The sequence below is a fragment of the Prosthecobacter sp. genome, from assembly GCF_044222345.1.
In the GTDB taxonomy this organism is placed as follows: domain Bacteria; phylum Verrucomicrobiota; class Verrucomicrobiia; order Verrucomicrobiales; family Verrucomicrobiaceae; genus Prosthecobacter.
In genome coordinates this window covers 35,961-53,975 of the sequence record NZ_JBGANL010000035.1, presented here as the reverse complement: position 1 = coordinate 53,975, position 18,015 = coordinate 35,961, and the positions used below count along the sequence as shown (strand labels likewise).

Annotated in this window: 18 protein-coding genes; 8 read left to right on the top strand and 10 right to left on the bottom strand. The window is 59.8% G+C overall.

The genetic code is table 11. The features are described from left to right. Position 1: 1 nt before the first annotated feature. Both cmk and ACILSL_RS18075 read left to right on the top strand, forming a co-directional pair. A complete protein-coding gene (gene cmk, locus ACILSL_RS18080; RefSeq protein ID WP_395733461.1) occupies positions 2–625 on the top strand; it encodes a (d)CMP kinase in 624 nt (207 codons plus the stop codon). A 12-nt stretch (positions 626–637) separates the two neighbouring features. Beyond that, positions 638–1,249 carry a lysophospholipid acyltransferase family protein gene (locus ACILSL_RS18075; protein WP_395733460.1) on the top strand — a complete coding sequence of 204 codons (612 nt, stop codon included), beginning with the start codon at positions 638–640 and terminating at the stop codon, positions 1,247–1,249. 24 nt (positions 1,250–1,273) lie between these two features. Here ACILSL_RS18075 and ACILSL_RS18070 read toward each other — a convergent pair whose 3' ends face one another. The 6 genes from ACILSL_RS18070 to ACILSL_RS18045 all read right to left on the bottom strand — a co-directional run bounded on the left by ACILSL_RS18070 (position 1,274) and on the right by ACILSL_RS18045 (position 8,223). After that, entirely contained in the window at positions 1,274–1,681 is a 408-nt protein-coding gene (locus ACILSL_RS18070) for a DUF2721 domain-containing protein (protein ID WP_395733459.1), read from the bottom strand. Positions 1,682–1,700: 19 nt separating this feature from the next. Beyond that, entirely contained in the window at positions 1,701–3,668 is a 1,968-nt protein-coding gene (locus ACILSL_RS18065; protein WP_395733458.1) for a bifunctional aldolase/short-chain dehydrogenase, read from the bottom strand. A gap of 63 nt (positions 3,669–3,731) precedes the next feature. Next, on the bottom strand, positions 3,732–4,910 hold the full coding sequence (gene eboE / locus ACILSL_RS18060; RefSeq protein WP_395733457.1) for a metabolite traffic protein EboE: 1,179 nt from the start codon (positions 4,908–4,910) through the stop codon (positions 3,732–3,734). A gap of 272 nt (positions 4,911–5,182) precedes the next feature. Beyond that, the gene (locus tag ACILSL_RS18055) at positions 5,183–5,878 is read right to left on the bottom strand and encodes a DUF1080 domain-containing protein (protein ID WP_395733456.1); all 696 of its coding nucleotides are present in this window, start codon (positions 5,876–5,878) and stop codon (positions 5,183–5,185) included. A gap of 84 nt (positions 5,879–5,962) precedes the next feature. After that, positions 5,963–7,438 (bottom strand): sigma-54-dependent transcriptional regulator, encoded by a 1,476-nt coding sequence (locus ACILSL_RS18050; protein ID WP_395733455.1) that lies wholly within the window; start codon positions 7,436–7,438, stop codon positions 5,963–5,965. Between the two features lie 62 nt (positions 7,439–7,500). Then, entirely contained in the window at positions 7,501–8,223 is a 723-nt protein-coding gene (locus ACILSL_RS18045) for an isoprenyl transferase (protein WP_395733454.1), read from the bottom strand. A 126-nt stretch (positions 8,224–8,349) separates the two neighbouring features. Here ACILSL_RS18045 and ACILSL_RS18040 point away from each other — a divergent pair, with 126 nt between their 5' ends. Then, positions 8,350–9,540, top strand: a complete 1,191-nt coding sequence (locus tag ACILSL_RS18040; protein WP_395733453.1) for a hypothetical protein — start codon at positions 8,350–8,352, stop codon at positions 9,538–9,540. 133 nt (positions 9,541–9,673) lie between these two features. Here the strand turns inward: ACILSL_RS18040 and tatC are convergent, their stop codons facing one another. From tatC to argH, 3 genes are read right to left on the bottom strand one after another with little or no spacing between them, the layout of a single operon-like run. Continuing rightward, complete coding sequence (gene tatC / locus ACILSL_RS18035) at positions 9,674–10,813, bottom strand: twin-arginine translocase subunit TatC (RefSeq protein WP_395733452.1); 1,140 nt, start codon at positions 10,811–10,813, stop codon at positions 9,674–9,676. 39 nt (positions 10,814–10,852) lie between these two features. Next, a complete protein-coding gene (locus tag ACILSL_RS18030) occupies positions 10,853–11,455 on the bottom strand; it encodes an NUDIX hydrolase (protein WP_395733451.1) in 603 nt (200 codons plus the stop codon). A 5-nt stretch (positions 11,456–11,460) separates the two neighbouring features. Next, positions 11,461–12,831, bottom strand: a complete 1,371-nt coding sequence (gene argH, locus ACILSL_RS18025; RefSeq protein ID WP_395733450.1) for an argininosuccinate lyase — start codon at positions 12,829–12,831, stop codon at positions 11,461–11,463. A 266-nt stretch (positions 12,832–13,097) separates the two neighbouring features. Here argH and ACILSL_RS18020 point away from each other — a divergent pair, with 266 nt between their 5' ends. The 4 genes from ACILSL_RS18020 to ACILSL_RS18005 are packed head-to-tail and all read left to right on the top strand — an operon-like array spanning position 13,098 to position 16,426. Beyond that, positions 13,098–13,337 carry a ferrous iron transport protein A gene (locus tag ACILSL_RS18020; RefSeq protein ID WP_395733449.1) on the top strand — a complete coding sequence of 80 codons (240 nt, stop codon included), beginning with the start codon at positions 13,098–13,100 and terminating at the stop codon, positions 13,335–13,337. Beyond that, positions 13,334–15,418, top strand: a complete 2,085-nt coding sequence (gene feoB, locus ACILSL_RS18015; RefSeq protein ID WP_395733448.1) for a ferrous iron transport protein B — start codon at positions 13,334–13,336, stop codon at positions 15,416–15,418. The genes ACILSL_RS18020 and feoB overlap by 4 nt, the downstream gene beginning before the upstream one ends. Positions 15,419–15,430: 12 nt before the next feature. Next, a complete protein-coding gene (locus ACILSL_RS18010) occupies positions 15,431–15,559 on the top strand; it encodes a FeoB-associated Cys-rich membrane protein (protein ID WP_300200001.1) in 129 nt (42 codons plus the stop codon). 15 nt (positions 15,560–15,574) lie between these two features. Further along, entirely contained in the window at positions 15,575–16,426 is an 852-nt protein-coding gene (locus ACILSL_RS18005; RefSeq protein WP_395733447.1) for a nitrilase-related carbon-nitrogen hydrolase, read from the top strand. A 12-nt stretch (positions 16,427–16,438) separates the two neighbouring features. Here the strand turns inward: ACILSL_RS18005 and ACILSL_RS18000 are convergent, their stop codons facing one another. Further along, complete coding sequence (locus tag ACILSL_RS18000; RefSeq protein ID WP_395733446.1) at positions 16,439–17,287, bottom strand: L,D-transpeptidase family protein; 849 nt, start codon at positions 17,285–17,287, stop codon at positions 16,439–16,441. 168 nt (positions 17,288–17,455) lie between these two features. On the opposite strand from ACILSL_RS18000, the gene ACILSL_RS17995 reads away from it, so the two are divergent. After that, positions 17,456–17,938 (top strand): GNAT family N-acetyltransferase, encoded by a 483-nt coding sequence (locus tag ACILSL_RS17995; protein WP_395733445.1) that lies wholly within the window; start codon positions 17,456–17,458, stop codon positions 17,936–17,938. Positions 17,939–18,015: the final 77 nt, after the last annotated feature.

The following is an 18,015-nucleotide window of genomic DNA, read 5'->3' as shown; positions in this document are numbered from 1 at the left end:
CGTGATCACGATTGACGGGCCTGCGGCCTCCGGCAAAAGCAGCATTGCGCGCCTTGTCGCCCAGCGCCTGGGCCGCACTTACGTCAACACGGGCAACATGTACCGTGCCATGACGTGGGCCGTGCTGCAAAGCGGGGTGGACCCGCAGGATGCTGACGCCGTGCGTGCGGCAGCGGCTGGCATTGTGATCGAATCGCCCGTGGTGGATGGCAAGACGCAGGTGTGCATTTCCGGGCGGACGCTGACGGATGCCGAGCTCAACAGTGATCCCGTCAACCGCGCGGTGTCATTCATTGCCCGCGTTGATGAGGTGCGTGACCGGCTCGTGGCCTATCAGCGAGCGCTCGCCTCCGCTGGTCCGCTGGTCATGGAAGGGCGTGACATTGGCTCGGTGGTTTTTCCCGACAGTCCGCACAAAATTTACGTTGATGCCAGCGAGGAGGTCCGTGCGAGCCGGCGTGGTGCGCAGGGGCTTTCGGATCAGATTGCCGAACGGGATCGGATTGACAAACAGCGCAAGAACAGCCCGCTTGTCATACCCGCAGGAGCCATCGTCATCGATAATTCCCACATCACACTCGACCAGGCGGTTGATCAGGTGATCGCGGTGCTTCAGCTTTCTTAACCGAGAACGGAAATGAACTTCTCCTACTGGTTCGGTCATCACATCTTCCGCGAACTCGCGCATGGGTTGTTTGATTATCGCGTGGTCGGTGCGGAAAAACTGCAGTTCACGGGGCCTGCGATCATTGCGTGCAACCACGTCAGCTTTCTTGATCCGCCGCTGGTGGGAATCGCGTTTGATGAGATGGTTTACTCCTTTGCGCGCAAGACGCTGTTCAATCATCCGCTTGCTGCAAAGATTTTGAGAAGCTGGCAGGTGCTGGCGGTAGACCGTGACAAACCGGATACTGCTTCGCTCAAGAACATCATTCGACTGCTGCGTGAGGGGAACAAAGTGATCATGTTTCCCGAGGGCACCCGCAGTTATGACGGAGTGCCACAATCTGCCGAAGCTGGAGTGGGGCTTTTTATCGCCAAGAGCAAGGCACCGGTGCTGCCCGTTCGTCTCTTTGGCACGCATGAGGCTTATCCACGAGGTGCCAAGACGCTGCGTCCTGCGAAGATCACGCTTGTTGTCGGCGACCTGTGGCAGCCTGATTTGAAAAGCTACGCGGAATCTGGCAAGGAGCTGTATCAGGCCCTGGCCGATGAGGTCATGCACCGCATTTCGGAGTTGAGAGTGTGAGTTGAAAGCAGCCGCTTCGCCCACTCACTTCTCCCGGCACTTCACGTCTCGCAGTTGCAGGTCCAGCGCTGTGCCGGACATCTGGATTTCCACCAGTGAGAGGGTCAAAGACAGCAGCATCAAGATCAGGCTCACGCCGAAGGTGATTTGTCCTTCCGTCTGCTGTTTGAAGAACAGCAGCGTGGTGCTGGCCACGCAAAACATCAGGCTGAGCACGCCTGCGGTCTGCATGTGCTTGATGATCTGAATGCGTTTCCGCAGGCTTTGGATCTGTGCCAGCAGCATGGGCTCCTTGGTGGTCTGCCAGTTTGCATGCAGGCCACGTACCACCGCAGCCAGTCCGAGGAAGCGGTTGGTGAAGGCCAGCATCAGCAGTGAGATGGCCGGAAAGAGGAGGGATGGGGTGGAGAGGGGGAGTTCTGGCAGTGTCATAGCTCGCCCCTTTCCAAGATTAAATCACCCGGTCGTTCCCGCCGTCCACGGGGATCTGGGCACCGGTGACTTTGGCGAAGAGGGGGGATGCTATGGCGGAGACCATGTTGCCGATGTCCTTGGACTTGATCTCGACCTTCATGAGGTTTTTGGTCTTGTACTCCTCGATGGTCATGCCGTAGCGTGTGGCGCTCTTTTGCAGGGCTTCGGGGGTCCAGAGCTTGGTGTCGAAGACGGCGTCAGGGTGGACGATGTTGACGCGGATTTTGTGAGGGGCCAGCTCAAGGGCAGCGACGCGGCAGAGCTGGGTGAGGGCGGCCTTGGAGCAGGAGTAGGCGCTGGCGCCGGGGCCGGGGGCCTTGAAATTGCGGCTGCCGACGAAGATGATGCTGGCGTCGATGCCCTGCTTCACAAACGGGATGACCTTGTTCATCAGCTTCTGATGGCTGGTGAGATTGATCATGATGGTGCGATCCCAGTCGCCCTGGGCCATGGCGTCGAGGTGGTCGTTCTTGGGGAAGATGCCGGCGTTGCTGACGACGATGTCGATGCCGCCGAACTCGCGGACGGTGAAGTCGATGGCGTCCTGAACGGGCTTGTCTTCGGTGAGGTTCACCACGATGCCGATGCCGCCGATCTTCTTCATGATGTCGGGGATGTCTTTGTCGATGTCGAGTCCGACGACCTGAGCGCCTTGTTCGGCGAGGGATTCAGCGATGGCGAAGCCGATGCCAGCGGCGCAACCGGTGACGAGGGCGACTTTGCCCTGGTGAACCTTGCGTGCCGGGCCTTTGCGCAGTTTGGCCTGCTCCAGGTCCCAGTATTCGATTTCGAAGATGTCTTTCTCGGGCAGCGGCTGCCAGCCGCCGACGGATTCGCCGAGCTGAACGGTGGCGGCGGTGGATTCAGCGATGTCAGCGACGATTTTGGCGTCCTTCAGGGTGTCGCCAAAGCTGACGACGCCATGGTTCGGCCAGATGGCGAAACGGGGGGCGGGATCGAGCATGGTCTGGCCGCTGGCGTGACGAGTGAAGTAAGTGGCGTATTCATCTGCGTACTGCTGCACGCTGGCGTCGAGTTCTTCACCGATGAAGGCGGGGGCGCGCTTGGTGCGGATGCTGTGGTCCGGGGTCAGGGGACCACGGGTACCGAAGGTGGAGACGTTGGCGAGATTTGCGTAGCCGACGGCTTCGGGGGAGGCATTGAGGCGGGCGATTTGCGGGAAGCCACGGCGCTTGGAGACGGCCTGGCGCAGTTTGGCGAGGGCCATGAGGTCTTCGGTGGCTGCGGCGGTGGCGGCTTTGGCACCTTTTTTGGCGAGGTAGTCTTCCGCCATGGTGACCATCTCGATGTGGAGCTCGTAGCTTTTGCGGGCGTCGTCATCGAAGGTGAAGAGGCCGTGCTTGAGAAGGACCATGCCCTGGATGCCTTCTTGGCGGAGATCGCGGCCTGCGATGAGGTCGGCGATGGTCTTGGCCAGAATGAAGCCGGGCATCACGTAGGGGACGATGATGACGCGGTTGCCGTAGATCTCCTTCACGCGGGCTTCGCCGTCGGCGTTGCAGGTGAGGGCGGAGATGGCGTTGGCGTGGCTGTGATCGACAAATTTAAAGGGAAGGATTGCGTGGAGGATCGCCTCGATGCTGGCGGCTGGCGCATTGGGGTTGGTCATCGCGGCGCGCTGCTGCAGGACCATGTCCTCATCGCTCATGGTGGCGAGTTTGGACATTTTGAGGAGGGCGTCCATGCGCACGGGGGAGAAGCCGGCGCGCTCGATGGTGGCGAGGTCCCAGCCGCTGCCTTTGACGTAGCAGAGATCGACGGCATCGCCGAAAAAGTCTTTTTCAGTGACCTTGACCGAGGTGTTGCCGCCGCCGTGGAGGACGAGGGCGGGATTGCGGCCGAGCAGGCGGGAGGTGTAAACGCGTTGTCCGAGCAGATCGGTGCCGAAAGTGGCGGCTTCTTGGTCGTTCCAGAGGGATTGCATGTGGGGAAATGGGGAATGCCAGACTTCCGATGGATGCGCCCCGGTGCAAGGGGATTTTCCCTCTCAAACGGGTGCCAGAGCACGGTTTCTCATCTCGCCCAGTGTCCATTCGTATTCCCGCACGAGCTGATCCACCACATCTCCGCTGCGCATTTCCAGCGGCAGGACTTCCCAGGTGTAGGTTTCCATTTCGATGTGCTGGCATTTGGAGGGGTTTTGGGCGAGCCAGTCCATGGCACCGATCAGGTGATCCCGGGTGCTGTCAAAACCGCCGCCGGGCTGGGCGTGGATGGGGATGTGGAAGTGGACGCGCCATTCTTCGCCGAGTGCGGTGGGATTTGACTGGGCGAATTGCAGGGCATCGGGCAGGTCCTTGAAGCGACGAAGGGGTTCGTCCTTGCCGTAGCTGGCGATGACTTGATGGAAGTAGACGGGCTCGTCGAAGGCTGGCAACTGGGCGATGTTTTCCGGCGTGGGCTTGAGCTTGAGGGCGGAACTGAAGTGGAGCTTGCTGAGACGGATGCCGGCGCCGGTGATGCGATCGAGGGCTTTTTGCGCCTCTTCGAATTCGATGGCGAGGTGGCAGGTGTCGTAGTTGAGGCCGACGAATTTGAAGAAGTCGCGGTCGCGGGGATTGCGATCGAGGTAGAGGCCGAAGAATTTGAGGGTTTCGCCGCTGGTTTCAAACAGGCCGAGGGGCTCGGGTTCGAGGCCGAGATGGAGGTCGTGGCCGGATTGGGTGGCGACTTTTTCGATGTGCTCGCGGCAGAGGCGGAGGTTGGTGAAGATGGCCTGCAATTCGTCGGCGCCGACGCCGAAGGTCTTGTGGGAGCCGGGCAGGGTGCTGACGCTGCCGCTCACTCCGGGGGGCAGCAGCTGGGCGAGGATGTCGAAGAGGAGGTTGGTGTAGGTGAGGCGCTCCGTGGTGCTCCAGTCTGGCTTGAAGACCTGCTCTTTGACACGGGTGCCGTGGAAGGAGCCGTAGGGGAAGCCGTTGATGGTAAAGACGTAGCAATTGTTGGCGTCGAGCCAGGATTTGAATTCGGCGATTTTGCCGGGGGCGCTGAGTTCCAGTGCGGCCTGGTGGCTGAGGCGGAGGCCGATGCCGTAGGGGGCACCGCCGCTGACGCGGTCTTTGACGAGCAGGGTGTAGTTTTTGAGGCCGCTCCAAGTTTCCTCCCAGGTTTCGCCGCGATGGATATTGGTGCAGTAGCCGAGATGGATGCCGTGGTTGAGGAGCATGATGGTAGGTGCTCAGAACGGAGCCCCGCGTCAAATGAATCGTCGGGGTAGTTGGCTGGAGACAGGGCTTTCGCATGAAGCGGTCAACGAAAGCGCAGTGAACTTTCTGAAGGACAAAAAGGACGGAAATGACCCAAAGGACAGCTTATTCCATGGCGGCTAGGAATGGCGTTCGCTTAGAGATCGAGAACCTGCGCCAGGCCCGCCGAGTACAAAAAAGCGGGCGTCTGATCAAGACGTCCGCTCCGTTGCAAATTCTGCTATCCGCGTCGTTAAGGAATCGGTTTGATGAAGATGTCCTTGTAGAAGGTGGTGCTCTTGGGGTCGTGGCCCTGGATGGCGATGGTGCCTTCGCTGAGTTTGCGGCCGGGCATGTTTTTCAGTTCCTTGGCGGGATCCCAGCCTTCGGGTTCGATGAAATCGACGGTGGTCTTGCCGTTGACGGAGAGGGTGATGTGCTTGCCTTCAACCTTGATGTTGTAGTCAAACCATTCGCCGTCCGCGCTCGGGGCGAGGGGGACTTTGATGTGCTTGCCACCTTCGGGTTCCTTCTGGCCGTCGAGGAGGGCGAGGATGTTGATGACGCCGTAGAGGCTGCCGGTTTTCTTGGGGTCGGTGTGGGTGCTGTTGACCTGGCACTCAAAGCCTTTGTCCGGCCAGCCTTTGTCCTGATACTGGGTGTGGAAGTACACGCCGCTGTTGGAGCCAGGGGTGGTCTTGACCTTGAGCTTCAATTCGAAGTTCTTGAAGGAGGCATTCCCTTTGTCGCCGAGGTAGAAGAGGTGGGCGCGGCCACCGCTGACCTTGAGTTCGCCGTTTTCGACGGTGAAAACGCCGGGAACTTCTTCGTTGGACTTCCAGCCAGAGAGGTCCTTGCCATTGAACATGGAGATCCAGCCGTCATCTGCGGCCTGGGCGGAGGTGAGAGCGAGCGCCGCGAGGGCGGTGAGTGTGAGTTGTTTGAGCATAGAGGGAATGGATTAACGTGATGGTGGTGACGCGTCTAACGGGTGAACTGGAAAGACAGGGACTCGCTAGAGCCGAGTGAAGACTCAGCTGGCCTTTTTGGTCTTTTTCACCGCAGGGGCGGCGCTGAGCGGGCTTTCAATCGCAGCCTTTTTGACGGCGGGAGCGCTGAGGTGGCTTTGGAGCAACGAGCTGTCGATGCCAAGGAATTTGGCCGTGCGATCGGCATCTTCGCTGAAATGACGGTAAGCCAGGCGGGAGAGCTCACGCTCCACCCAAGGAAGCAGTTCGATGTCCGGGGTTTTTTCCGCCACGCTGACGAGCATGCTCAAGGCATCGCGCATGCGGGTGACGGTGCTGGACGGATCCATGTGACGGGCACCTTTGCTGCCGAGGGGGATGTCCGAGGGCAGGAGGACGTCTGAATTGCAGAGGGCGCAGGCGCGCTGGATAGTGTTTTCCAGTTCACGAACGTTGCCGGGCCAGTCGTAGGCGTCGAGCATGTCGAGCGCATCATCGGTGAAGCGCATCTGCGGCCCGCGACGGCGTGCCGAGAGGCGGTGGAGGAAGAACTCGGCCAGCAGGCGCACGTCTTCGCGGCGCTCACGGAGCGGCGGGATGTGAATGCGCACGACGTTGAGGCGGTAGAACAAGTCCTCGCGGAAATTGCCCTTGGCGACTTCGTCTTCGAGATGCTTGTTGGTGGCGGCGAGGACGCGGACGTCAGTCTTGAGCGTCTGGTTGCTGCCGACGCGGGAGTACTGGCCTTCCTGGAGCACTCGCAAAAGTTTGCTCTGCACGGCGAGCGGCATGTCGCCGATTTCATCGAGGAAGAGAGTGCCGCCGTCGCACTGTTCAAAGCGGCCGACGCGCTGGTTCACCGCACCGGTGAAGGAGCCTTTTTCATGGCCGAAGATTTCGCTTTCGAGCAGGTTGTCAGGGATGGCTGTGACGTTGATGGCGACAAATTCCTTCTGCGCACGGGGGCTGAATTTGTGAATGGCGCCGGCGACGAGTTCTTTGCCGCAGCCGCTTTCTCCCGTGATCATGACGGGGGCGTCTGAGCGGGAGACGCGGCCGATGAGCTTGAACACCTCCTGCATGGGGGCGGAGCGGCCGATGATGGTCTCCTGAATGGTTTCGGTGGGCACCTCTGCGGCCTGGGCGCGGGTGGCCTTGCGGGCCTCGATGGAGGTGAGGGCGCTTTCAACGACTGTGCGCAGCTCGTAGGGCAGGCGTTCCTTGCCCAGTACATCGTAGGCACCGAGACGCATGGCCTCGATGACGTGGCTGGTGGTGGCGGTGCCGCTGAAGAGGATGACCATGGACTGCGGATCAGTCTGGCGCAGGCGCTTGAGGAGCTCGATGCCGGTGGTGCCGTTGAGGCGTACCTCAGACAGCAGGAGATCGGCCCGCTTCTTGACGTAGGAGGCCAGGGCGTCTTCGGCCCGCTCAAAGGTGCTGATGGAAACGCCCGGTGCTTTCAGATGGGCGGCAGCCCATGCGAGGAAATCGGCATCTGGATCCACGATGATCAGGTGGGTGTCCGGGTTATCTGGCATTAGGCGTTAGTTTTGGGTTGGTAGTGCGTTATCGCAGCGATTGGGGGGGAGGTCAACATTCGTCATACGCCGCCGAAGCGGCGATGGCGCTGGTGGAACGCACGGATCGCGGTTTTAAGATCCTCCTTGGAGAAGTCCGGCCAGAGCTTTTCAGTGATGTAGAACTCGGTGTAGCTGACCTGCCAGAGCAGGAAATTCGACAGCCGCATTTCGCCCGAAGTCCGGATGAGGAGGTCAGGATCTGGATAGTAGCGGGTGTAGAGATGCTTGCCGAACATTTCGACATCGATCATGGCCTTGTCGAGGTGGCCGCTTTCCACGCTCTGCAGCAGGCTTTTCACGCCGTCGATGATCTCTTCACGACCGCCGTAGCTAAGGGCCAAAATCAGCGTGAGGCCGGTGTTTTGGGCGGTGGCTTCGATGCAGCGGTGGAGCTCGTTCTGGCAGGACTGGGGAAGGTCATGCAGGCGGCCGATGGACTGAAGCCGGACATTTTGCTTCATCATGAGCGGCAGTTCACCGCGCAAAAAGATCTCCAGCAGCTTCATGAGCGCCTCGATTTCACGTTTCGGGCGCTTCCAGTTTTCTGAAGAGAAGGCGTAGAGAGTGAGGAATTCGACGCCGATCTCACTGCAGCCCTCCACGACACGGCGTACGGTTTCCGCGCCGGCACGGTGACCTTCGGTTCGCGGCAGGCCCCGTTCTTTTGCCCAGCGGCCGTTGCCGTCCATGATCATGGCTATATGGCGGGGGATGGGTTTTAGATCATCATTAGGGCGACTCATGCGAAGGGGAAATCTACTGCATGCCGCTGTCTGCGCCAGAAAGTTCTGTATTCGTGCCGCTGTTGTGGCGGATTGCTGGAATCAACTCGCGCAACAGGCGGGGCATGCGTTAAGTTTTTGAGGACAATGAATCCCGGCACCACCGCCAGTCTGATCTGCCCGGCCTGCGGCCAGGCCTTTCTCTCCATGCAGCAAAGCATGGAGGGCATGGTGCAGTGTCCGCATTGCGCGTACAATGCGCTGCGCAGCTACTTCGGCACGCAGTCCCAGGTGGCGGGAGTGGCGCAGGTGCGGCGGCGTGTGTCCCAGCAGCAGCCGTTGCCAAGCATGCCGCCGCCCCAGCAGGACATTCACGCGATTTTTCAGCCGGCAGCATGGCCGCACCAGCATCCGATACAGCCAACCGTGAACTTTACGGCGCGCCAAACGCTGCAGCCTTCACAGGCGCTGATGCCCACGGTTGCACCGCCACCGACGTCGGAGGAATTCAAGACGCCACCGCACTTGCGCAGGTCACCCTGGCACGGTGCATTTATCCTGCTTGCCTTCATTGTTGTGTGCGGAGGCGCGCTCTGGTTGTGGTGGGACAATGTCAACGCACCTGCGGTCAAACCGGGTATGGTCGTGGAGCCACCTCCCGTCAAAGAAGTGGTGAGAAATGAGCCGGATGTGCCCCAAACGCAGATTGCCCGTGCGGTGATACCTGCTCCGGATATGGGGGAAGTAACGGCGGATGCGAAAGCACTGATCACAGAATTTTTTGCCGCTGACACCGCTGAGCGCCGTGCCGCATGCATCCATGACGCCGCCAAATACAGCGCGGAAATCGAAGCGCAGTTTGGTGCCGTGGGTGACCAAAAGACGGAGCTGAGGCTGCTCTCACGGATTCCTGGCATGCCGCAGACGCTGCCGGGGGGGCGGCCGGTGCCGCTTTTCAAGCTGGTGACTTCGGGGTGTGCCAATGGGGCGCTGATTCGCCTCGAGACGGGTGCTGACGGCAAGCGCCGCATCAACTGGCCGCTGCTGCATGAAACGCATGCGGCGGCACTGGCGGCCTTTTTGCAGAAGCTGGGTGGTGAAGAAGAGTGGTTTAACGTCGGGCTGCGGCCAAGCCATGGTCTGGATATTGCCGCAGAGCTGCGGCCCCGATACCTCACCTTTGATGTGGAGCGCGACACGCCGCTGGGGCGATTCATGAATCGTGAGAGCGAATGGGGGAAGTCCTACCTCGCACGCCTGCTTTTGCGCAGACTCGACATTCAATCGGATGCTCCTTGTGTGCTGGTGATTGATTGTGAAGGCGCTCCTGAACGCTGAAGAGAATCAGTGATAGCGGTGGCGGCCCGACGCTGAAGAGAATCAGCCATTGTAAATGCGCCTATTGAACGCTGAAGAGACACAGGCTGTGGGCCTGTGTCTCCGCATGTTGATTGACTGAGTCTGCCGGGTGTTATGAATCCTTGGGCGGCTCGCCGGAGCGTTTCTCATCCTCGCGGGCGAGTTCCTCCAACGTCATTTCGCGGGGCGGAAGGTCTGCCGGATCTTCATCAGGCATCTTCGAGCCTTGGTCTTCGCCGAGGTTTTCCAGATCCGGGTTTTCGACTTCGGGAGGCGGAGCGGATGGTTTGGCGGCAGGGGACTGGTAGTCGTCCTTGTCATCTTCATCATCGTCGCCTGAGGACCACGGATTGTAGTTCTCATTGTCCCAGTCGTCCGCGCCGGGCTGCTCCAGAGCCTTTTCATCTTTGTCGATGTCGGCGTAGTATTCAGGGTAGGCGGCACGGTCCTTTTTCTCCATGAAGTAGGCGAGCCAGATGCAGGTCTCATAAAGGACATACAGAGGGCCGGCGAGCACCAGCATGGTGAACGGATCGGGGGTGGGGGTGACGATGGCCGCGAAAATGGCGATGGCGACGATGGCGTAGGAACGCGTCGTGCTCATAATCTTGTAGTTCAGGAAGTCGAGCTTCACGAGAACCATGACAATGACCGGCAGCTCAAACGCGACGCCGAAGAGAAGGATGAAACGGGTGGCGAACTTCACGTAGCCGTCGAGGCGCCAGCCGTTGGACATGCCGAGGCTTTCGTTGAACGTGTAGAAGAACTCCAGGGCCTTGGGCAGCACGACATAGAAGGCGAAGCAGGCCCCGAGCAGAAACAGCCCAGCGCCAATGCCGATGGCGGGGAAGATGGCCTTCTTTTCCGCTGGTTTTAAGCCCGGCAGGACGAACTGCAGGACAAAAAACAGCAGCAACGGAAACGCGAGGATCACCGCCGCGATCAAGGACAGATTCATCACCATGAGGAAGCCTTCCTGTGGAGTCAGAATCTGCAGCATGGCCTTGAGTTCCTCTGGTGTCTTAATGACGCCGGTGGCCCAGAGCGGGTACTTGATGATCTCGAAGAGCTTGTCGTAGAAGCAGAACGTGACGAGCGTGGAGCCCAGCAGCGTCATGGCGATGCGCACGATCATTTTGCGCAGGTCTTCGAGGTGATCGAGGAAGGGTTTTTCCTCATCGCCTTTGCCGCCGAGGTTCATGGCGACTTTTTCGCGAACTTTGAATACTTTTTGGAGCAGGCCGGACCACATGGGAATGAGAGGGGGAAGGGGAGTTACGGATGCGCAGGACTACGGCAGTCCTTGGGCCGCGATCCGCGCGTAGAGAGCCAGCGTCAGGGCGTTGGTGATCACATTGGCAGCAATCATCCCACGCAGTTCTCCCGCGCTGACAAACCGCACGTCGCTGATGTGCTCGCTTCCGTCCGGTTCAGGACGGCTGACGACACACACGGGCTTCGCCGTAAACAGATAAACGATCTCGTCGGTAAAACCTTGCGAAGGAAAATACCAGCCCAGGGGCTGGAGGGTGCCAAGATCCGGGTGGAGGGCACAGCCGCACTCCTCACGCAGTTCATTCTGAATGGTGTGGATGATGGATTCACGGGTTACGGCCGAGTCGATCTGACCGGCGGGGAATTCCCACATGGTCTGCATCACGGGCAGGCGTTCCTGGTGAACCATGACGAAACGACCGTCCTCCAGAACGGGGGCGATCGCCACGGCAGCCTTGCGTTTGACGACCATCCAGGGAACTTCGGTCTTGCGGCTGGGAGTGGTGAAATGGGCTTTTTCGACACCCACGTGCGGATTGGCAAACAGCGCCTCGCTGCGGGTCTTCTGCCAGCCGGATTCGGCCCCAGGGGTGTAGATGTCAAAATCCGGGATCTGCATGCCGGTCACTCAGGGGTCAGGGCTTTGCGCCAGCGGGCCAGCTGGGCTTTCACATTCTGAGGCGAAGGTGCACCGATGCCCTTGCGTGCGGCCATGGCGGTATCCAGGTTCAGGCAGGCGGTCACATCGGCGGCGAAGGCCGGGGAGAAGCGCTGGAATTCCTCCAGCTTCATGTCACCGAAGGCGCGCTGCTGCTCGATGGAGTAGGCCACGAGTTTGCCGATGACTTCATGGGCCTGCCGGAAGGGGACGCCGTGGTTGACGAGGTAGTCGGCGAGATCTGTGGCGAGCAGCATGGGATCCGCTGCGGCGGCGGTCGTTTTGGCAGGGTTCACATCCATGCCGGTGATCATTTCGGTGAACACCTGGAGGGCGATGACGCAGGTGTCGATGGAGTCGAAGAGGGGTTCCTTGTCCTCCTGCAGATCGCGATTGTAAGTCATCGGCAGCCCTTTGAGCAGGGTGAGGATGCTCATGAGGTTGCCGATCAAGCGTGCGGACTTGCCACGGGTGAGTTCGGCGACATCCGGGTTCTTTTTCTGCGGCATCAAGGACGAGCCGGTGGTGTGGGCATCGCTCAGGGAGACGAAGCCAAATTCGGCGCTGGCCCAGAGGATGACGTCTTCGCTGAGGCGGGAAAGGTGGACGCCGAGGAGGGAAATCGCGAAGAGGAGTTCAGCGACGAAATCACGGTCGCTGACTGCATCCATGGAGTTCTGGGTCACCGAGGCGAAGCCGAGCTGCTGCGCGACAAATTCGCGGTCGATGATGATGGTGCTGCCAGCCAGGGCGCCGGAGCCGAGGGGCATGACATTGAGGCGTTTGCGGCAGTCTGACAGGCGGTCGGAGTCACGAGACAGCATCTCCACGTAGGCGAGGAGGTGATGGGCGAAGAGGACGGGCTGGCCACGCTGGAGGTGCGTGTAGCCGGGCATGACGGTATCGCCGCCGCGCTCGGCGCACTCGACGAGCGAGGCCTGCATGGCGGAGATGAGGTCGATGATGCGGCTGATTTCCGTCCGGCAGTAGAGGCGCACGTCCGTTGCCACCTGATCATTGCGGCTGCGGGCGGTGTGGAGTTTGGCACCGGCGGGGCCGATGCGCTTGGTCAGCTCTGACTCGATGTTCATGTGGACATCTTCGAGCGATTCTTTGAACTCAAAGTTTCCAGATTCTATCTCGTGGCGGATGGCCAGCAGGCCCGTTTCGATCTGCTGCTGCTCCTCAGCGGTCAAAATGCCCGCTTTGAGCAGGCCTTTGGAATGCGCGATGGAGCCGGCGATGTCATGGGGGTAGAGCCTCCAGTCAAACGACACGGATTCTCCATAGCGCTGAACGAGAGCACTGGTTTCCTGAGCAAAACGGCCTTTCCACATAATTTCGAGGGCGCGCAGACTAGCGGCTTTCGGAGTCGGTGCAACCTCAGGGCTTACGCATGAAGCACTCGGCGGGGGCGGGGGGGCTGTTTGAAGGACGGAAGGGACGGAAAGTGCAGGCCCTGTGGCAGGAGGGTGAAAAACAGGCGGGCGAACCGGCCATGCGCAAAATCTGCATTAAGTCCGCATTTGCCAGAATCGGAGTTCTTGTTAATCTCATTGCAAGTTCTGCGACAGAGTCTCAGTTGCAGAATCGTTTTACCTTCATGTACGCCGCCACCCTTGCTGAACTTCCTGTTGGCACAGATGCCATCGTCCAGGCCATGCCCACGGGCCGAGCCGGCCTCACCCGGTTGCGTGAGATGGGTATTGTCCCTGGAACCCGCGTGCGAGTGACGCGCCGTGCGCCGCTGGGCGAACCCATCGAAATCTGCGTGCGCGGCTCGCATCTCTCCATGCGCAATCATGAGGCGGCATTCATCGCCATCTCCCCCGCTGCCGCATGAGCCAGGCCACGTCTGAACCGCCACTCATCGCCATTGTGGGGAACCCGAACTCCGGGAAAACCACGCTCTTCAACCTGCTGACCGGGTTGAAGCAAAAAGTGGCGAACTACCCTGGGGTGACCGTCGAAAAGAAGATCGGCGAGTGCTACAGCCAGCATGGAAAGAAACTGCGGCTGATTGATCTGCCGGGTGCTTACAGCCTGAATGCCCGCTCACCGGATGAAGCCGTGCTGCGTGACGTTTTGCTGGGGCGCCGGCCTGAAACGCCGCGGCCGGACCGGGTGGTTTGTGTGGTGGATTCGGCCAATCTGGAGCGCAATCTTTACATGGTCAGCCAAGTGCTGGAACTCGGCCTGCCGACGATTTTGGTGCTGAACATGATCGACGTGGCGGTGCAGCGGGAGTGGCGAATTGATGCCGCCAAGCTGTCCGAACTGCTTGGAGTCGTGGTGGTGCAAACGCAGGCGGTGAGCGGGCAGGGGCTGATCGAGCTCAAGCTGGCCCTAAGTCGTGAAGACCTCACGGTGCCGAAGTGGCAGAGTGCGAAACTGCCCGAGGGAGTGCGAGATGCCTTGGAAAAAAGCCGGGGAACCTTGAGTCAGGCCGGAGCCATTCACAGCCGTGCCTCACTGCTGGAGCCGCTGTATTTGCTCTCGGATCATGACCCGACGCACTATGGCATCGCAGACACGCAGATCGGTCGGATTCAGGAACTGCGTGCCAGCATGGAGGTGAGCTTTCCGGGCTGGGAAGACGAACTCGTCGCCGCGCGTTACCGCAGCATCGAAGAGCTTTGCGCACAGGTCTTGAAGCGGCCTGATCAGGAAATCGAAACGATAACCACGAAAATCGACCGGGTACTGCTGCACCCGGTGTTGGGATTTGTGAACCTGCTGCTGGTGCTCGGGCTGCTGTTTTTCCTCATTTTCAAGGTGGCTGAGGGTCCCATGGGGTGGATCGAGGCCGGGTTCGCGGAACTGGGCAGCTGGGTGGAGGGGTTGATGTCTGCCGGGGATTTTCGTGATCTCATCGTGAACGGGGTGGTGCCTGGAGTCGGGGGCGTGGTCATCTTCCTGCCGCAGATTCTCATCCTGTTTTTCTTCATCGGCATCATGGAGGACACAGGCTACATGTCGCGGCTGGCCTTCATCATGGACTGGGCGATGAGCAAGGTGGGGCTCAACGGCAAGTCGTTCCTGCCCTTCCTCAGCTCGTATGCCTGCGCCATTCCCGGCGTGATGGCGGCGCGTACGATTGACAGTCCCAAGGACCGGCTGATCACCATTCTGATCGCGCCGCTGGCCTCCTGCTCGGCGCGCTTGCCGGTGTATTCGCTGCTGATTGGGGTGCTGTTTCCGGTGGGGGAAGTCGGTGCGCTGACGCAGGCGGGGATCATGCTGGGGCTGTACGCCCTGGGCACGGTTGGTGCGTTCTTCTTTGCCTGGTTGTTCAACAAGTGCGTCATGAAAGGCGCGGCGAGCCCGATGATTCTGGAAATGCCGTCTTACAAGATGCCCGCGATCAAGAGCATCCTGCTGCATGTGTGGCAGCGTGCGAAGATGTTTCTGGTGCGCGCAGGGACGATCATCATGGGCATCTCCATCATCATCTGGGCGGCTTCGACCTATCCGAAGACCGCCACGGAGGACAAGGCTCTCCAGCTTGAAAACAGCTTTGCAGGGCGTGCCGGCAAGCTGATCGAGCCTGCCATCGCTCCGCTGGGTTATGACTGGAAGATTGGCATCGGGCTCATTGGCAGCTTTGCCGCGCGCGAGGTGTTCAATTCCACGATGGGCGTGGTGTATGCCGTGGAAAGCGGGGATGACGACAACCTGACGCCGCTGCGAGACAAGCTGGCCTCGGAGCGCCGGCCTGATGGGCGGGCAGTTTACACGCCGCTGGTGTGCATCAGCCTGCTGGTGTTTTATGTCTTTGCCATGCAGTGCGTCAGCACCATCGCCATCGTGAAGCGGGAGACGGGAAGCTGGAAATGGGCGATGTTTCAGCTCGGATACATGACCGGAACGGCGTATGTACTGAGTCTGCTGATCTTCCAGATCGGCAGCGCGCTGGGCTACTAACCTTTTCTCACCATGAACGCAGACTGGCAATCCATCGCAGCGATCGCGGTCGTGCTTGTCACGATCACGCTTTTCATCGTCCGCTCTGCCAAACGCCGGAAGAAGCCGGGCTGCGGTGGGAGTTGCGGCTGTGGGAAATGAGGCGCAGAATGCGCCATGATAGCGATTGATCTCTGCACGTTTGATCCCGGTGTGGCCGCCAATTCGCCTGCGGCCTTTGCGGCGGTGGTGGTGGACTGTGTGGAGGAATCCTGGGACAACGGGGCGGATCTCGTGCTGCTGCCGGAGTTTACCTGGGTGGGGCTGGAGCCGCTGGTGGAGCCGCGAACCCTCCAGCGAGTGGCCGAGGTGTTTTGGGGGGAAGTACTGCCGGCGCTGAAATCACTGCTGATTCGTCCGGGCAAGGCGGTCGTGCTGGGTACGGTGCCGTTTTGGGATGCCGAATGCCAGGAACTGCGCAATCGGGCGCCGATTCTGGTGGAAGACCGGATCCTGTATCAGGACAAGCTGCACCTGACGCCTTGGGAGTCGGATTTTTCGCCAGGCACTGAACTGCGCCTCTGGGAATTTGCCGGGCTGCGCTTTGCAGTGGTGATCTGCCTCGACATCGAGATTCCTGAGATCAGCACGCGGCTGCGCGGGGCGGGCGTGGATGTGATGCTGGTGCCGAGCGCCACGGAGACGGTCCTAGGGGTGGAGCGGGTGGACCGCTGCGCCTCAGCGCGTGCTGTGGAACTGGGCTGCGTCGTCGGCGTTTGTCACCTGACGGGCAAAGCGGATGCTGGATTGATCGATGAGAATGTGGGCCGGACTGCGGTTTATTTTCCTTCACAGGCGGCGTTCCGCGATGGTCCACGGTGGAAGGAGAGTGAGATCTACGAAAGCGGCAGCCAGAAGCAGCGGCTGATCCTCGATCCCAAGCTGCTGGAGGTCATGCGCAGGATGCCGCTGGAGACGAATCCGTCTTTGCTGAAAAAAATGCCAGCGTTCGAACTGGTGCGCGACTGAGTCTTTCGAGGCTCAAGCCTTGGCTTTAGTCTTGTGCGAGCCATGTCCGGCCACTTTGGTGTCGGATTTTGACTTGGACGATTTCGACTTATGGACGGGCTTTTCGTGGTCTGGGCTAACTTTACCCTTTGCCTTGGCTTCATTTTCTTCAGCCCGCTTTTTTTCGCCCTCTGAAGGTGCGATAGGCGCGATTTCTAGAGGCTGAGCGGCAAGGGTGGCTGGAGCATTGAGCGCAGGAGAGCCATCCACATCGTCCGTGACGGTGGCCGGCTTTTCTTTCTCGCCAGGAGGCAGGGCACCTTTGGTGATGACCACTTTGGCACCGACATTCACGGTGTTGAAGAGATCGACCACATCTTTCATGCCCATACGCACGCACCCATAGCTGGCGGGCTTGCCCAGCTGGTTTTCCTCCGGGGTGCCGTGGATGTAGATGAAGCGGTTGAAGGCGTTTTTATTGGTGGTTTCCATGCCCCGCAGCCAGAGAATGCGAGAGACGATGGGATCGCGGCCTGGAGCGTTGGGTTTGAGCACCTCGCCGTTCCAGCGGCGGCTTTTCAGCACGGCACCGGCAGGCAGGCCCTGGCCGATTTTGGCGATGACTTCATGCTGGCCCAGAGGGGTGCGGTTGCTGCCTTTCTGGTCGCCGAGGCCGAATTTTGAAGTCGAGATGACGTACTGCTTGGTGAGCTTGCCCTCGCTGTAGATGCCAAGCTTCTGATCTTTCACACTGACCACCACATCGCCTTTCGGTGTGGAGGTGCATTGGCTGAGTGCTCCAGCCAGCAGGACACCCCCGACGACCTTCAAAAGGCAGTCACTGAATCGGGATTTTTTAGAAGTCCGGCTAAAAAGTAGCATGGGCCAGAAGAATGATATAAGCTAAGATATTCGCAACTCTGAATTATTACTGTGATCAACGTCAGCAATGAAGCAGGTATTTCGCAAGACCCGTGCCATTTACTCGATTGATGCTTTGCTTAAGTCATTACTTAGCCCTCTTTTATTCAGTATTCAACCCCAGCAAGCATGGACGAATCCCCCCTTCACATCCGCCCGTATCAGGACAAGGACCTGGCGCAATTGCGCCAGATTACCGTGGCGTCCTTTGGCAGCGTCGCCTTGGAGCAGATGCTGGAGCATAAATTTGGCCTTTGGAATGGACGCGACTGGAAAGTGCGCAAGGCCAGCCACATCGACGACGATGTGACGCAGTGTCCGGAGGGATGTTTCGTGGCCGAGCGTGGCAGTGAGATCCTGGGCTACATCACGACCCGGCTGGACCGGATGAATGAACGGGGCCGCATTCCCAACATCGCGGTGGTGGAAAGCGCCCGTGGGCTGGGGCTGGGGCGGCGCCTGATCCAGCACGCGCTGGATTACATGCGAGACGAGGGCATGAAGCTGGCGCAGATCGAAACCATGGCCTCGAACGCCATCGGTCAGCACCTGTACCCGAGCTGTGGTTTTGAGGAAGTGGCCCGCCAGGTACACTACGCGATGAAGCTCTGACCCGGCCCATGGGACGTCTGCGGGTTTGCATTGTCGCCCAAACTGGCCGATAGGACCCGTCTCCTACCTCTAGAAAC

Excerpts from the sequence above, each read along its gene's own strand:
- argH (WP_395733450.1), bottom strand. The coding sequence starts at position 12,831 with ATGTGGAAAGGCCGTTTTGCTCAGGAAACCAGTGCTCTCGTTCAGCGC.
- feoB (WP_395733448.1), top strand. The coding sequence starts at position 13,334 with ATGAGCCAGGCCACGTCTGAACCGCCACTCATCGCCATTGTGGGGAAC.
- ACILSL_RS17995 (WP_395733445.1), top strand. The coding sequence starts at position 17,456 with ATGGACGAATCCCCCCTTCACATCCGCCCGTATCAGGACAAGGACCTG.
- ACILSL_RS18005 (WP_395733447.1), top strand. The coding sequence starts at position 15,575 with ATGATAGCGATTGATCTCTGCACGTTTGATCCCGGTGTGGCCGCCAAT.
- ACILSL_RS18055 (WP_395733456.1), bottom strand. The coding sequence starts at position 5,878 with ATGCTCAAACAACTCACACTCACCGCCCTCGCGGCGCTCGCTCTCACC.
- tatC (WP_395733452.1), bottom strand. The coding sequence starts at position 10,813 with ATGTGGTCCGGCCTGCTCCAAAAAGTATTCAAAGTTCGCGAAAAAGTC.
- ACILSL_RS18075 (WP_395733460.1), top strand. The coding sequence starts at position 638 with ATGAACTTCTCCTACTGGTTCGGTCATCACATCTTCCGCGAACTCGCG.
- ACILSL_RS18010 (WP_300200001.1), top strand. The coding sequence starts at position 15,431 with ATGAACGCAGACTGGCAATCCATCGCAGCGATCGCGGTCGTGCTTGTC.
- ACILSL_RS18050 (WP_395733455.1), bottom strand. The coding sequence starts at position 7,438 with ATGCCAGATAACCCGGACACCCACCTGATCATCGTGGATCCAGATGCC.
- ACILSL_RS18040 (WP_395733453.1), top strand. The coding sequence starts at position 8,350 with ATGAATCCCGGCACCACCGCCAGTCTGATCTGCCCGGCCTGCGGCCAG.
- ACILSL_RS18045 (WP_395733454.1), bottom strand. The coding sequence starts at position 8,223 with ATGAGTCGCCCTAATGATGATCTAAAACCCATCCCCCGCCATATAGCC.
- ACILSL_RS18000 (WP_395733446.1), bottom strand. The coding sequence starts at position 17,287 with ATGCTACTTTTTAGCCGGACTTCTAAAAAATCCCGATTCAGTGACTGC.
- ACILSL_RS18020 (WP_395733449.1), top strand. The coding sequence starts at position 13,098 with ATGTACGCCGCCACCCTTGCTGAACTTCCTGTTGGCACAGATGCCATC.
- eboE (WP_395733457.1), bottom strand. The coding sequence starts at position 4,910 with ATGCTCCTCAACCACGGCATCCATCTCGGCTACTGCACCAATATCCAT.
- ACILSL_RS18065 (WP_395733458.1), bottom strand. The coding sequence starts at position 3,668 with ATGCAATCCCTCTGGAACGACCAAGAAGCCGCCACTTTCGGCACCGAT.
- ACILSL_RS18070 (WP_395733459.1), bottom strand. The coding sequence starts at position 1,681 with ATGACACTGCCAGAACTCCCCCTCTCCACCCCATCCCTCCTCTTTCCG.
- ACILSL_RS18030 (WP_395733451.1), bottom strand. The coding sequence starts at position 11,455 with ATGCAGATCCCGGATTTTGACATCTACACCCCTGGGGCCGAATCCGGC.